Raw genomic sequence first — 12,742 nt, 5'->3', positions numbered from 1 at the left:
CGACCCCGCCGGTTGGCAGTCTGTTCTCATGACTGTCCGCGTACGCCGGGGGGCCCTGGCGCTCCTGCTGGCCTGCACGTCCTGCGCGCTGCCCCAGCTCACGAGGTCGCCCAGCGCGCCGCCTGTGGCCACCACCTCCCAGGCGCCCACGAGCGAGGCCCCGGCGGCGAGCCCGACGCCCACCGCCGAGGAGACGCTGCCACCGCCCTCCCCCGCGGCCGAGCTGACACCGTCGCAGGTGCCGGTGAACCCGCCGCCGACCCAGGCGGCTCCCGCCCCGCGCGCGCAGAACCTCTCGCTGGTGGTCGGCCAGACCGCGCGGCTGTCGTACTTCGACGTGACGCTGCTGCAGTTCACCCACGGCAAGGACGGGGTGAGCGTGGGCTGGAAGGTCCAGGTCTGCTACACACGCCCCCACCCGCAGCAGAACTCAGACGGGTCGACGCGGGTGAGCACGAACCCGTGGTCGGCCCGGATCGCCGACGGCGAGACGGGATCGGCGCCGCGGTGGATCCGCATCGACGAGATGCCCCGCGACAACGCGTGGTCACCGAACTACGCGACCCGCACCATCAGGCTCGGCGAGTGCAACATGGGCTGGATCGGCGTCACGCACGGCAACCCCGACCTGTTGTGGTCGGGGTTGCGGTACGCGCCGGCGGACTTCGGCGACGTCGTCATCTGGACCCACTGATCCGGCCTGCTGCCACAGCCGACCGGTCCGCGGGTCAGCGCAGGAGCGCGGCCCAGGTCTGGTCGCCGACCGAACCGTCGACGGACAGGCGCTCCTTCTTCTGGAAGGCGCGTACGGCTCCCTCGGTGGCCGGGCCGAACGACCCGTCCACCTCGAGCGCATGGCCCCTGGCGCGCAGCGTCGTCTGCAGCGCCTTGACCGACTCGCCACGGGCACCCTTCTTGAGGGTGGGGGTGATGGCGGCTAGGGTCTTCGGGCCCGCGTGGCCGTCCACCTCGAGGCGGTGGCGGCGCTGGTAGTCCTTGACGGCGTCGGTGGTGGCCGGACCGTACGATCCGTCGACCGCGAGTCGCGCGCCGTTGGAGTTCAGCAGCATCTGCAGGCCCTTGACGTCGTCGCCCCGGTCACCGGGGCGCAGCACGTCGAAGCCCTTGGGGTCGGGCTTCTCCGTCGGCGGCTTGGGCGGGGTGGTCGGACCCTTGCCGCCGGTCACGCGGCGCAGCTCGTTGACCATGTTGGTCCCGGCCATCCTGTGGCCCTCGACGCTCGGGTGGATGCCGTCCCAGTGGAGGCTCTTCGAGGCGAAGCGGCCGTTGGCGTCGAGGCCCTTCCAGGGGTCGACGTAGTGGTAGCCGTTGCGCTTGGCGAAGGCCTCCAGCTCACGGTTGTAGGCGTTGCGGCGCGTCGCCTGGTCGTTGAACGGCGCGATGGCCGAGATGATGACGCGGTTGGCGGGCTTGCCCGACGCCTTGATGACGCCCTGGTAGCGCTCGATGACCCGGTCGTTGGAGTGCGTACGCGGGTCGACGGCCTGGCTGGCGACGTCGTTCGTGCCGCCCATGAGGAGCAGGTAGTCGGAGCGGTCGTAGCGCTTCGCCTCGCGCAGGAAGTGGGTGCTCATGCCGCCGCCACGGGCGAGCCCGTCGTTCACCTGGAAGTCGGCGGTGCGGCTGACGTTGCAGAGCCACCCCCAGCACTTCTCGGTGTTGACCTTCGACAGGTACGCGCGGTTCTTGCTGTCCTTCGGGAGGTCGGCGAGGGTGATGGAGTCGCCGACGGCAGCGATCGTGGTGGCCGGCGTGACGGCCGACGCGATGGTCGGAACGGCCGCTGCGCCGCCCAGGAGGGTGGTGACCAGTGCGATGGCGGTGCGCTTCATGACGGGCCCTTCGGGGTTGGGTCAGGAACGGCTCCCACGCTAGGTCGATCGACCCGATGCGGGCCAGCGATCTCCCGGGGAACCTTCCCCCGGTGAACCATCGTCCGCTCGGAAGGTGTGCGCGCCCTCGACGGCCATGGTGAACCCGCGCCCCGAGGCGGTCTCGACGCAGCGCATGCCGGCCTCGCTGGAGGTGCAGGTGTAGCCCGACACCGCGATCGAGCTGCCGTACGGCAGGACGGCGGCGCCCTCGGTGATGAAGCAGCCCTGGTTGGCGCAGCGGGCGCGCGCCCCGGCCGTGCCCCCGTACGCCATCGGCGCGTTGGAGTCCATGTCGGAGCACTGCGGCAGGTTGGCGACCTTCACGAACATCTGGCAGCCGGCGCCCATCTCGCCGCGGGCGAGGATCGCGCAGCGGATGCGCCCGGAGGCCGAGGTGAAGTAGTGGGCGCCGTCCTTCGCGTACGCGCCCGGCCGCACGTCGCCGCCCTGGCCCCCCGGAGCGCCCTGGGTCGTGGGAGCGCCCGGGGTCGTGGGTAGGTGGAGGCCGGCGGGGGCGCCGGGGGCAGCGTCTCGCCCTCGTCGACCGGGCTCTGCGACGCCTCGGGCGTGGGGGCGTCCGCGGGCTCGGACGCGCTGGGCTCGACGGGGGCGCTGGGCTCGACGGGGGCGCTCGATGGGAGCTCGGGGCTCGCGATCGGACGCGGGCCGCCGGGCAGGCCCGCACACCCGGTGAGCATCAGGGCTGCGGCAAGCGCCAGTCCGGTCGTACGCATGTGTCCCCTCTCAGATCGCCCCATGCTGGCACCCGGAGGGGGTCGTCGGGGTGTGGCCACGGGCGTACGCGCGGCCACACCCCGGGCATTCAGCGGGGGGTGATGACGGCGAAGATCTTGCCGGCGGTGTCGTCACCCCGGGCATTCAGCGGGGGGTGATGACGGCGAAGATCTTGCCGGCGGTGTCGTCGGTGAACGAGCGGGTGCTGACCTTGCCCCGCCAGTTGCCGTCGACCGTGTCGTAGCGCCAGCGTCCGTCCTCGCGATGGGCGTCGGCCCGGATGATCGCGGTGTGCGAGGACCATCGGCTCTCGCGCTTCTTCCAGTGCCACATGAGCACGACGTCGCCCTCGCGCGGCTGGGACGACCTGGCGGCCCGCTGCAGGCGGTTGGAACGGGTGGCGTCGGCGAGCAGCCTCTCGTCCGACCAGCGCAGCCGGTCGTGCTCGCGGGCCCAACGGAACCAGCGGTTGGTGGAGGTGTTCACGGCGGTGCCGGGCTCGCCCAGGGTGAACAGCCGGTCGTAGCGGGCCTCGGTCCAGCACAGGCTCGCGATCTCCGAGCACCAGGCGGTGCCCGCCTCGGCCTGCTTCGGGGTGAGGACGATCGAGGACGGCTCGTCGAGATGACCGAGCGCGATCCTGGTCAGGGGGTGGCTGGTGGCGGCGTGGGAGGGGGTGGGACGGGCGGCCGGGGCAAGGACGAGACCTGCGCCGACGGTCGCCAGGAGGGTGCGGCGATTCATGTTCACGGGCGGGGACGCTAACGGTGTCCCGAGGCCCGACATGCCCACCGCCGAGGTGATGTCACGGGTGAAGTGGTCGCTCGACCAAGTCTGACGTCCAGGGCGCCCCGGCCATGGGCCGGGGCGCCAGGAGGATCAGGAGCGCAGGGTGGTGCAGGCCTTCGTGAGCGGGACGAGCTCGTCGAGCACTCCGGTCAGCTCGGCGGCACGACGCTCACCGGGCTGGAAGCCCTGGTCACCGAAGTCGGTGAACAGCGAGAGGGACACCTGGGCGCGGGTGGCCTTGAGGTAGACGTTGGCGGTGATGCCGCGCCAGTGCTCCACGGCACGGACCGCGCCGTCGGCGCCGTAGCCCACGAAGGCCACGGCCTTGTTGTTCCACTCGGGGTAGAGCACGTCCACCGCGTTCTTGAAGGCCGCGGGGACGCTGTTGTTGTACTCGGGGGTGACGAAGACGAAGCCGTCGAGCTCGTCGATCTTCTCGCTCCAGCGGCGCGTGTTCTCGCTGGCGTACTGGCGGTTGGCCGCACCGGGCACGGTCGGCTCTTCGAGCAGCGCGAGGTCGTAGTCGGCCAGGTCGACCAGCTCGAACGCCGCGTCGTCGCGCTGGACCGCGATCTCGTGGACCCAGCGGCCCACGGACTCGCCGGCGCGTCCCGGACGCGTGCTGCCGATGATGATGCCGATCTTCATGCGGGTGGTTCCCTTCGTCGATGTAGTTGCGTGCTCAACCATCTCGGCGCCGGGGAATATTCCCGCCCTCCCCCCTTGCTTTCCCCACGTACGCCAACCACACGGGAAGGAACCCCCATGGCAACGATCACGATCATCGGCGGCCACGGCAAGATTGCCCTGCTGGCCACTCCCCTGCTTACCTCCGCCGGCCACACCGTCCGCTCGGTGGTCCGTAACCCCGACCACTCCGACGATGTCGCCGCAACCGGCGCCGAGCCTGTCGTGGCCGACGTCGAGTCGATGGACACCGCCGCAATCACCGGGCTGCTGGACGGAGCGGACGTCGTCGTCTGGTCAGCCGGTGCGGGAGGCGGCGATCCTCACCGCACGAAGGCCGTCGACCAGGACGCCGCCATCCGGTCGATGGATGCCGCCAGGGCCGCCGGTGTCGACCACTACGTGATGGTGAGCTACTTCGGCGCACGTCGGGACCACGGCGTACCCGCCGACAACCCATTCTTCGCGTACGCCGAGGCCAAGGCCGCAGCCGACGAGCACCTGCGCGGCTCGGGGCTGGCGTACACGATCCTGAAGCCGAGCAGGCTGATGCTCGGCACGCAGACCGGGCGCATCAACATCCGTGCCACCGAGTCCGGTGAGGTCGACCGTGCCGACGTGGCCGCCGTGATCGCGGGCGTCGTCGAGCGCCGCGACACGCTGGCTGGTCAGGAGATCTCCTTCAACAACGGGCAGCAGCCGATCGGCGAGGCGTTGGACTCGCTCTGAGTCCTCGTCTCCGGCCGCGGGACGGCCTCCGCTCGGACAACAGAGGGTGGGACTGCGGCCTGATCGCACGACCCTCGTCGCGCTCCGAGTGAGCGCCAGTGAGACGAGGAGTCCGGAACCCGTATGGACAGGTGCTAGTGTTGACCCAAGCATCCGCCCCGTCTTGCCGCGGATGCCGGTGCAGTCGTAGCGATTCTTCGCCGCCCCATCCCTTGGGATGTTGCACGGGCGAGACCACCGTCATGTCCCAGTTGGAGCAATCTTCTTGACCACGCAGTCTTTCACCACCTTTGGCGTGCCCGCGAACCTGTCCCAGGTCCTCGCCGAGCGCGGCATCACCACACCCACCCCGATCCAGGCGGCGACGCTGCCCGACTCGCTGGCCGGACGCGACGTCCTCGGCCGAGGTCGCACGGGTTCGGGGAAAACGTACGCCTTCCTCCTGCCCCTCGTCGCCCGCCTGAGCGCCGACGGCCGCCGCCCCCGAGCCAAGGCGCCGCGTTCGCTCATCCTCGCGCCGACCCGCGAGCTGGCCAACCAGATCCACGAGTCACTCAGGCCGCTGGCCGAGGCCGCGGGCCTGCGTACGCACGCCATCTACGGCGGCGTCGGCCAGAACCCGCAGGCCGCCGCCATCAACCGTGGCCTCGACGTGCTCATCGCCTGCCCCGGCCGCCTCGAGGACCTCATCAAGCAGCGCCTGTGCAACCTGGGCGACATCGAGATCACCATCCTCGACGAGGCTGACCACATGGCCGACCTCGGCTTCCTTCCCGGCGTCAAGCGCATCCTCGACCAGACCCCGTCGACCGGGCAGCGCCTGCTGTTCTCGGCCACGCTCGACAACGGCATCAAGGTCCTGGTCGACCGCTACCTGCACGACCCGGTGACCCACCACGCCGACCCCGAACGGTCGGCCGTGTCGACGATGAGCCACCACGTGCTCCACATCTCCCCCACCGACCGGCTCGACGTGTTGACCAACCTCACCAGCGCCCCCGGCCGCACCGTCGTGTTCAGCCGCACCAAGCACGGCGCCAAGAATCTGGCCCGCCAGCTAAACGCCCGCGGCGTGCCGACAGTGGACATGCACGGCAACCTCAGCCAGAACGCCCGCAACCGCAACATGGCGGCGTTCCACTCGGGCGAGGCCACCACGCTCGTCGCGACCGACATCGCCGCTCGCGGCATCCACGTCGACGACGTCTCCCTGGTCATCCACGCCGACCCGCCCACCGAGCACAAGGCGTACCTCCACCGCTCGGGTCGCACCGCGCGTGCGGGCGCCGAAGGCACCGTCGTCACGCTCATGACCGACGCTCAGGTCTCCGACGTGCGCAGCCTCACGCGTGCCGCCGGCATCAAGCCAACGACGACGAAGGTCACCGCGGCCCATCCGCTCCTGACCGAGCTCGCCCCCGGCGAGCGCGAGCTCCTCGGCGGGCTCGCCCAGCCCGAGCCGCAGCCCCAGGGCCGTGGCCGCAGCGGCGGCCAGGGCCGCCCGGGACGTGGCGGCGGTCGCTCCGGCTCGTCGGACCGCGGCACCTCGCGCGCGGGCGGCTCGGGCCGCAGCGGCTCCGGCCGCAGCGGCTCCGGCCGTGGCGGCTCCGGCCGTGGCGGCGCCCAGCGCGGGTCCCGCACGACGACCTCCCGCTGAGCCTCTGGGTTCGGACGACCCGTTGACATCCGGACGGGGGCGATGCACTAGCGTCGCCCCCGTCCGTCATGTTCCCGGCCTCTCTCCTGCCCCGACCCCTCTCACCGACCAGGAAGGTCTCCATGAGCAACGAACTCGAGTTCATCAAGGGCGTGGACAAGCTCCACGCCTTCTACACCGAGAACGTGCGCATGCTGGCGCGCGCGTACGACCTCTCCGACGAGCAGGCAGCCCAGATGCTCGAGCAGTTCGAGTTCCGCAACGTCGCCCGCAGCATCCTGCGGCCGCCGCGCGTCGACATGACCGATATGCCCGATCTGAAGCCAGACTTGTGATCGCCGCTCCCCCTCGACCCTCGCCGCCCCGTCCAGCAGGACGGGGCGGCGTCATGTCGACACCGGGTTGTAGGGTCGGACGACCACGCGAGGGAGGACGACGATGACCGAGGCACCCGCCAGCAGACCGGGAAACCCCATCACCAACCGGCGCGTGCTGCTCGGCAGCCTGTCGGGCTCGGCGATCGAGTGGTACGACTTCCTGCTCTACGGCACCGCTGCCACGCTCATCTTCAACAAGCAGTACTTCCCACAGGGCGACATCTTCGTCGCCACGATGCTGGCCTGGATCGGCAACCTGCTCACGTTCGTCATCCGCCCGTTCGGCGGCGTGGTCTTCGCCCACATCGGTGACCGGATCGGGCGCAAGAAGACCCTCGTGCTGACCCTCACGATGATGGGTCTGGGCACCGTCGCGATCGGCCTGCTGCCGACCTACGGACAGATCGGGGTCGCCGCGCCGGCGCTGCTATACCTGTGCCGCATCGTCCAGGGCCTCGCCATCGGCGGCGAGTGGGGCGGCGCGCTCCTGCTCGCCTACGAGTACGCCCCGCGCGACCGCCGCGGCTTCTTCGGCTCGATCCCCCAGATGGGCGTCACCGTCGGCCTGCTTCTCGGCAACGGCGCCATGCTGCTGGCAGGGCTCTTGCCGGACGCCGCCTTCAACTCGTGGGGCTGGCGCGTGCCGTTCATCTTCTCGATCGTGCTGGTCGCCGTGGGCCTGTGGATCCGCAAGGGACTCGACGAGACCCCCGCGTTCCGCCGCCTGCAGGAGACGAAGACCGTCGAGAAGATGCCCCTGGTCGAGACCCTCCGCAGCCACTGGAAGGCCGTGCTGATCGCCGTCTTCACCAAGGCCGCGGAGACGGCGCCGTTCTACATCTTCGCCACGTTCGTGATCTCGTACGCGACCCGCCAGCTGGGATACACGCGCCCCCAGGTGCTGAACGCCGTCCTACTCGGCGCGCTGGTCTCGTGCCTCCTGATCCCGGTCACCGGTGCCCTGTCGGACCGGCTGGGACGCCGCCAGGTCTACTCGATCGGCATCGTGATGCTGGCCGCGGCATCCGCCGCGTACTTCCCGCTCCTGGCCACGAAGAACACCGCGGCCCTCTACCTGGCCTCGGTCCTCGCGCTGGGCGTCGCGTGGTCACCGGTCACCGCAACGCTCGGCACCATGATGTCCGAGACCTTCTCGGCCAATGTGCGCTACACCGGCATCACGCTGGGCTACCAGATCGGTGCCGCGCTGTTCTCCGGTACCGCCCCGATGATCGCCGAGTGGATGATCAAGCAATTCCACGGTGCGTGGTGGCCGGTCGCGGCGTACATCATCGGCCTGTGCGCCATCTCGTTCGTCGCCGCGCTCCTGTCCCGCCACGTGGCCGTCACCGAGGACGACCACGCCCACGCCCCGGAGGTCACCCGATGAAGCAGCCCCGCTGGATCGACGAGGAGGCCGTACGCGCGTTCGGCCCCGACCGTGCCCGCCGCGCGCTGCACGACGCGCTCGCCGCCGGGCTCGACCCCGCCACTGACCCGGCCCGGACCGCGCCCGCAGCGGGCACGGGTCACCTGCTGGTGATGCCGTCGGCCTGGGGCGCGTACGCCGGGGTGAAGGTCGCCTCCGTCGCACCCGAGAACCCGGCCAAGGGGCACCCGCGGATCCAGGCAGTCTATGTGCTGCTCGACGGCGGGACGCTGACCCCGCACACCCTGCTGGACGGCGCCGAGCTCACCGCCCTGCGTACGCCGGCCATGTCGGCGGTGGGCGTCGACGCACTGACCGCACCTGACGTCGACACCGTGGTCGTCCTCGGCACGGGGCCGCAGGCCGTCGGCCACGTCCACGCCGTGCTTGCCTGCCGCACGCCCCAGCGGGTGCTGGTCGCCGGCCGAGACGCCGCGCGTGCGCAGGCGTGCGTCGACCGGGTCGAGGCCCCTGCAGGGGTGGCCGTCGAGGCCGTGTCGACCGACGACCTGGCCGCGCTGGTCCCGCAGGCCCAGCTCGTCGTCTGCTGCACCAGCGCGAAGGACCCCGTCATCGACTCGGGCTGGGTCGCCGACGACGCGTGCGTCGTGGCCGTGGGCTCCCACGAACCCGACCGTCGTGAGCTCGACGCGGCACTCATGGGCCGCTCGCAGGTCGTGGTCGAGGACCGCGAGACCGCGCTGCGCGAGGCCGGTGACGTGATTCAGGCCATCGACGAGGGCCCGTTGACCGCCGACGCGCTCGCCGGCATCGCCGATGTCGTCGCCCGGCGGGCGGAGGTTCGGCGCGACTGTCCGCGCGTTTTCAAGACCGTCGGGATGTCGTGGCAGGACCTGGTGGTCGCGGCGGCCGTCGCCGAGGCCTGAGCGGCTACGACAGCCGCGTGCGGGCGTCGAGTGCTGCGAGGCAGAAGCCCACGATGATGAGCACGCCACCGATGGGCGTGATGGCGCCCAACCAACCGATGCCGGTCAGCACGAGCAGGTACAGCGAGCCGGAGAAGATCGTCAGCCCGGCGACGAGCAGCCATGCAGCGCGGCCGGCCGCCCCGGCGGCGCCCAGCGCGATCAGCGCGAGCGCGACGTAGATGTGGTAGCGGACGCCCGTCTCGAACGTGCCCAACCGCTCTGGCGTCACCATCGCCTGCAGCCCGTGGGCGCCGAACGCGCCGAGGGCCACCCCCAGGGCGGCGAGCATGGAACCGAGGAAGACCGTGGTGCGCTGGGACATGGGGTCATTCTCCCCCACCTCGTCCCCCCGACCGGACGCCGGCGCGCCACGGAGGCGGGGCTCAGAGCCCAGCCATCAGCGGCAGCGCGGCGGTGATGCCGGCGATCGTGACAAAACCGGCCAGGGTCGTGAGCGTGACCGAGTGTGCCACCGAGTCGACGTCTCCGCCGTACTCCATCGTCAGCAAGTAGCCGTTGACCGCCACCGGCATCGCCTGCGCCAGCACGAGTGCCTGCAGTGCTGTGCCGTGCAGACCGCACAGCAGGCCGATGCCCAGCGACACCGCCGGCAGGACGACGATGCGCAGCAGGGACCCGGTCACGACGGGCCGCGAGAGGCGTACGCGTCCGCTCGCGGCCAGCTGCATGCCGAGCGCGAACAGCGCCATCGGCAGGCAGGCGTCGGACAACAGCTCGATGCCGCGCATCACGCCCAGCGGAGGGGTGAAGCCGACCAGCCGCAGGACGGCCGCCACGAGCACAGCCCACAGCACCGGCAGACGCGCCATTTTCACCGCGGCCGCCCGCAACCCCTCCTCCGAGCCCATGATCATCGGCACGATGACGAACATCAGCACCGTGGAGGTCAGGAACATCAGTACCGTCTGGTCCAGCCCCGCCTGGCCCAGGGCGAACAACGAGATGGGCAGGCCCATGTTGCCGCTGTTCACGCTGCTGGCCGAGACCATCACCGCGCGACGTGCCGACGCGGCCATCCCCGGCGCCGCGACCAGCCCCAGCACGACGGCGACCACGGTCGCGATCGCGTACGCTACGACGATGCGCGCGCCGAGGCCGCTGGACACCTGGGTGGTCAGCAGCGTGTCGAGGGCGATGGCCGGCGTGAGCGCGTGCAGGGCGATGCGCCCCACAGTGCCGGAGTCGAGGGTGAACCGGCTGCCCATGACCGCCCCCACGCCCGCGACTATGACGACCGGGAGAATGACGTTCCACAGCGCACCGAGCAGAGCCACCCCGGCACTCTAGGGGTCCACCCCGATCCTGCGGCGACCGTCCGCCCCACGGAACCCGGGTCGTCCCCTGAACCGACCCCGGGAACGGTCCGGTCGTGGCCCGCGATGCCCCACACTGGACGCATGAACACCACGCACCCCCTGTCCCGACCCTCCAGCGACGAGTGCACCGCTGCCGTCCTGAGCCACCTCTCGGCGATCATCGCGATGATCGTCACCGCAGGCTGGCTGTCGTTCGTCGGTCCGCTCGTGCTGTGGCTCCTCTACAAGGACCGCTCGCGCTTCGTCCGCACCGCCGCGGCCGGTTCGTTCAACTTCAACCTGTGGGCCTGGCTCATGAACGTCGTCGGGTGGATCCTGGCCTTCACCGTCGTCGGCATCATCCCGGCGATCATCCTGTGGTGCGTCGCCGGCATCATGACCCTGTGGTGCCACATCCGTGGCGCCATGCTGGCCTCCCGCGGCGAGGTCTACCGCTACCCCGCCCAGTTGCGGATCCTCTCCTGATTCTCGGTCCCCCGGCGCCGGGCCCGCCCCACTACGGTGGGTGCGTGCTCGGCGCCTATCATTTCCGGCCGGTCGTCGCCCGGACGCGTACGCGGCCCCCGGCCGTTTTCCGGTCCGGGCTGCTGTGGCTGTCCACGCCCCGAGCCCGCCGGCGCATGGCCGCGCTCGGCATCACGTTGGTCGTCGACCTCCGCTCCCCCGCCGCGGCGCGGTCCTTCCCCGACCGGCCCGTGCCCGGCGCCCGTCGCGTCCTCGTCGACGTCATCGGGGCCGACGACGTGCTGGGCACGCCGGAGGGCCGCGACCTGTTCGGCGAGGGGCTGATGAAAGCCCGCTACGTCGCGATGGCCAACCGCACCGGCCAACGTGCCCGTGTCGCCGAGGTGCTGCGGACGATCGCCGACCACGACGGCGGCGTGCTCGTCCACTGCACCGACGGGAAGGACCGCACCGGCTGGGTCGCCGCCCTGCTGCAGCACATCGGCGGTGACGACGCCGCGGCGGTGCGTGAGGCGTACCTCGCCTCGGGCCGGCGCGTACGCCTCATGGGCGCCGCACGGCTCGTCGGCGACCTCGTGCGCCACGGTCCCGCGTACGCGCATCGCCGGATGCCGGTGAACACCGTCGCGGCGGCGTACCTGGACTCCGGCCTGAACGCGGTCACCGCCGAGTGGGGCGACCTCGACGGCTACCTCCGCGAGGGACTCGGCCTCGACCGGGCGACGCTGCATCGCCTGCGCGACCGCGTCGTCTGACGGGCTCAGGCCCAGCGGGGCCACCTCTGGCGGGCCCTCGCGGACACCCAGGCCGCCAGTGGCCACAGCGCCAGCGAGGTGCCGAGGCCGAAGAACAGGCCGGCGAGCACGTCGGTGGGCCAGTGCAGACCCAGGTACATGCGGGCGAACATCACCGCAGCCACGAGCAGGCCGCCGACGACGACCACCCAGCGGGCGCGGCGACCGGACACGTGCAACGCGAAGGCCAGCGCCACGACGAGCGCCGCCGCGAACGAGGTATGGCCCGACGGGAAGCTGTTGGCGCCGGGGCCCGAGTACTGGAACACGGGATTCACGTCGGCCGGCGGGCGCGGACGCATGAACATCTTCTTGGCGAAGAAGCCCGGAAGCCAGCCGAGGAAGGTGAGGGCGGCCACGAGCGCGCCCAGCACGGCCCGGCGCAGCACGACCAGCAGGATCGCCACGGCGACGGTGAGGAACGGGGTGACCTTCGGGCCGCCCACGAAGTCGAGGGCCATGGCTGCATTCGTGACCGGGTCGACGCGGTGGGTGCCGAGCCAGTGGAGGAGCTGGTGGTCCCCGAAGGAATGGGGATCGACCTTCTGCGTGAACGGCCCGAGCAAGAACGCCAGGGCCACCATGACGGGCCCGGGGACCTGCTTGGCGGCCTGCCAGGGCGACGTGTCGCCGCGGACGACTGTACCGTCACGCTCCTGGGCGCGTTCCATCTCGTGGGTGGCCATGCGTTGCCCCTCTCGGCCGTCCGGGCCGTCCCCGGTGAGGAGAAAGAATAGCGACAAGTCGCTGGAGATCCGCTACGGCGAGGTCGTCGACCTGCGCGACGGCGACCCCGAGCAGACCGAGCAGACCGACGACGTCCCCACCACCATGGACACCGTCCTGGAGGGGGACGGTGACTGATCGTCGAACGGCCGGGTGACGCAACCTGATCGTCACCTGGACGTAAGGTCGCCTC

At 71.1% G+C, this 12,742-nt stretch carries 16 protein-coding genes; 9 read left to right on the top strand and 7 right to left on the bottom strand.

The features are described from left to right. The first annotated feature begins 28 nt into the window (after positions 1–28). Positions 29–694 (top strand): hypothetical protein, encoded by a 666-nt coding sequence (locus tag ACYVGD_RS05840; RefSeq protein WP_460742068.1) that lies wholly within the window; start codon positions 29–31, stop codon positions 692–694. A 34-nt stretch (positions 695–728) separates the two neighbouring features. Here the strand turns inward: ACYVGD_RS05840 and ACYVGD_RS05835 are convergent, their stop codons facing one another. The 4 genes from ACYVGD_RS05835 to ACYVGD_RS05820 all read right to left on the bottom strand — a co-directional run bounded on the left by ACYVGD_RS05835 (position 729) and on the right by ACYVGD_RS05820 (position 4,067). Continuing rightward, positions 729–1,853: a peptidoglycan-binding protein gene (locus tag ACYVGD_RS05835; RefSeq protein WP_460742067.1), complete on the bottom strand. Its 1,125-nt coding sequence runs from the start codon at positions 1,851–1,853 to the stop codon at positions 729–731. A gap of 39 nt (positions 1,854–1,892) precedes the next feature. Further along, positions 1,893–2,333: a DUF6636 domain-containing protein gene (locus ACYVGD_RS05830; RefSeq protein ID WP_460742066.1), complete on the bottom strand. Its 441-nt coding sequence runs from the start codon at positions 2,331–2,333 to the stop codon at positions 1,893–1,895. Between the two features lie 441 nt (positions 2,334–2,774). Then, entirely contained in the window at positions 2,775–3,380 is a 606-nt protein-coding gene (locus ACYVGD_RS05825; protein WP_460742065.1) for a hypothetical protein, read from the bottom strand. 129 nt (positions 3,381–3,509) lie between these two features. Further along, a complete protein-coding gene (locus tag ACYVGD_RS05820) occupies positions 3,510–4,067 on the bottom strand; it encodes an NADPH-dependent FMN reductase (protein WP_460742064.1) in 558 nt (185 codons plus the stop codon). A gap of 117 nt (positions 4,068–4,184) precedes the next feature. Between ACYVGD_RS05820 and ACYVGD_RS05815 the strand changes: the two genes are divergently transcribed. The 5 genes from ACYVGD_RS05815 (at position 4,185) to ACYVGD_RS05795 (ending at position 9,185) form a co-directional block, all read left to right on the top strand. Then, positions 4,185–4,835 (top strand): NAD(P)H-binding protein, encoded by a 651-nt coding sequence (locus ACYVGD_RS05815; protein WP_460742063.1) that lies wholly within the window; start codon positions 4,185–4,187, stop codon positions 4,833–4,835. Between the two features lie 265 nt (positions 4,836–5,100). Next, entirely contained in the window at positions 5,101–6,492 is a 1,392-nt protein-coding gene (locus ACYVGD_RS05810; protein ID WP_460742061.1) for a DEAD/DEAH box helicase, read from the top strand. Between the two features lie 122 nt (positions 6,493–6,614). Beyond that, positions 6,615–6,827: a hypothetical protein gene (locus tag ACYVGD_RS05805; RefSeq protein WP_460742059.1), complete on the top strand. Its 213-nt coding sequence runs from the start codon at positions 6,615–6,617 to the stop codon at positions 6,825–6,827. Between the two features lie 103 nt (positions 6,828–6,930). Then, positions 6,931–8,259 (top strand): MFS transporter, encoded by a 1,329-nt coding sequence (locus ACYVGD_RS05800; protein WP_460742057.1) that lies wholly within the window; start codon positions 6,931–6,933, stop codon positions 8,257–8,259. Continuing rightward, positions 8,256–9,185, top strand: coding sequence for an ornithine cyclodeaminase family protein (locus ACYVGD_RS05795; protein WP_460742055.1), 930 nt, complete (start codon positions 8,256–8,258; stop codon positions 9,183–9,185). Before ACYVGD_RS05800 ends, ACYVGD_RS05795 begins: the two co-directional genes overlap by 4 nt. A 4-nt stretch (positions 9,186–9,189) precedes the next feature. Here the strand turns inward: ACYVGD_RS05795 and ACYVGD_RS05790 are convergent, their stop codons facing one another. Next, on the bottom strand, positions 9,190–9,549 hold the full coding sequence (locus ACYVGD_RS05790) for a DUF423 domain-containing protein (protein ID WP_460742053.1): 360 nt from the start codon (positions 9,547–9,549) through the stop codon (positions 9,190–9,192). Positions 9,550–9,610: 61 nt separating this feature from the next. Continuing rightward, positions 9,611–10,522: an AEC family transporter gene (locus ACYVGD_RS05785; protein ID WP_460742051.1), complete on the bottom strand. Its 912-nt coding sequence runs from the start codon at positions 10,520–10,522 to the stop codon at positions 9,611–9,613. A 123-nt stretch (positions 10,523–10,645) separates the two neighbouring features. Between ACYVGD_RS05785 and ACYVGD_RS05780 the strand changes: the two genes are divergently transcribed. Continuing rightward, positions 10,646–11,029, top strand: coding sequence for a DUF4870 domain-containing protein (locus tag ACYVGD_RS05780; RefSeq protein ID WP_460742049.1), 384 nt, complete (start codon positions 10,646–10,648; stop codon positions 11,027–11,029). A gap of 44 nt (positions 11,030–11,073) precedes the next feature. Further along, positions 11,074–11,784, top strand: a complete 711-nt coding sequence (locus tag ACYVGD_RS05775) for a tyrosine-protein phosphatase (RefSeq protein ID WP_460742047.1) — start codon at positions 11,074–11,076, stop codon at positions 11,782–11,784. 5 nt (positions 11,785–11,789) lie between these two features. On the opposite strand, the gene ACYVGD_RS05770 is transcribed toward ACYVGD_RS05775, so the two are convergent. Then, positions 11,790–12,509: a phosphatase PAP2 family protein gene (locus ACYVGD_RS05770; protein WP_460742045.1), complete on the bottom strand. Its 720-nt coding sequence runs from the start codon at positions 12,507–12,509 to the stop codon at positions 11,790–11,792. Between the two features lie 34 nt (positions 12,510–12,543). Between ACYVGD_RS05770 and ACYVGD_RS05765 the strand changes: the two genes are divergently transcribed. After that, the gene (locus ACYVGD_RS05765) at positions 12,544–12,687 is read left to right on the top strand and encodes a hypothetical protein (protein ID WP_460742043.1); all 144 of its coding nucleotides are present in this window, start codon (positions 12,544–12,546) and stop codon (positions 12,685–12,687) included. Positions 12,688–12,742 lie beyond the last annotated feature (55 nt).

The sequence above is a fragment of the Mariniluteicoccus endophyticus genome (genome assembly GCF_054780035.1).
This window is presented reverse-complemented; position numbering and strand designations above follow the sequence as displayed.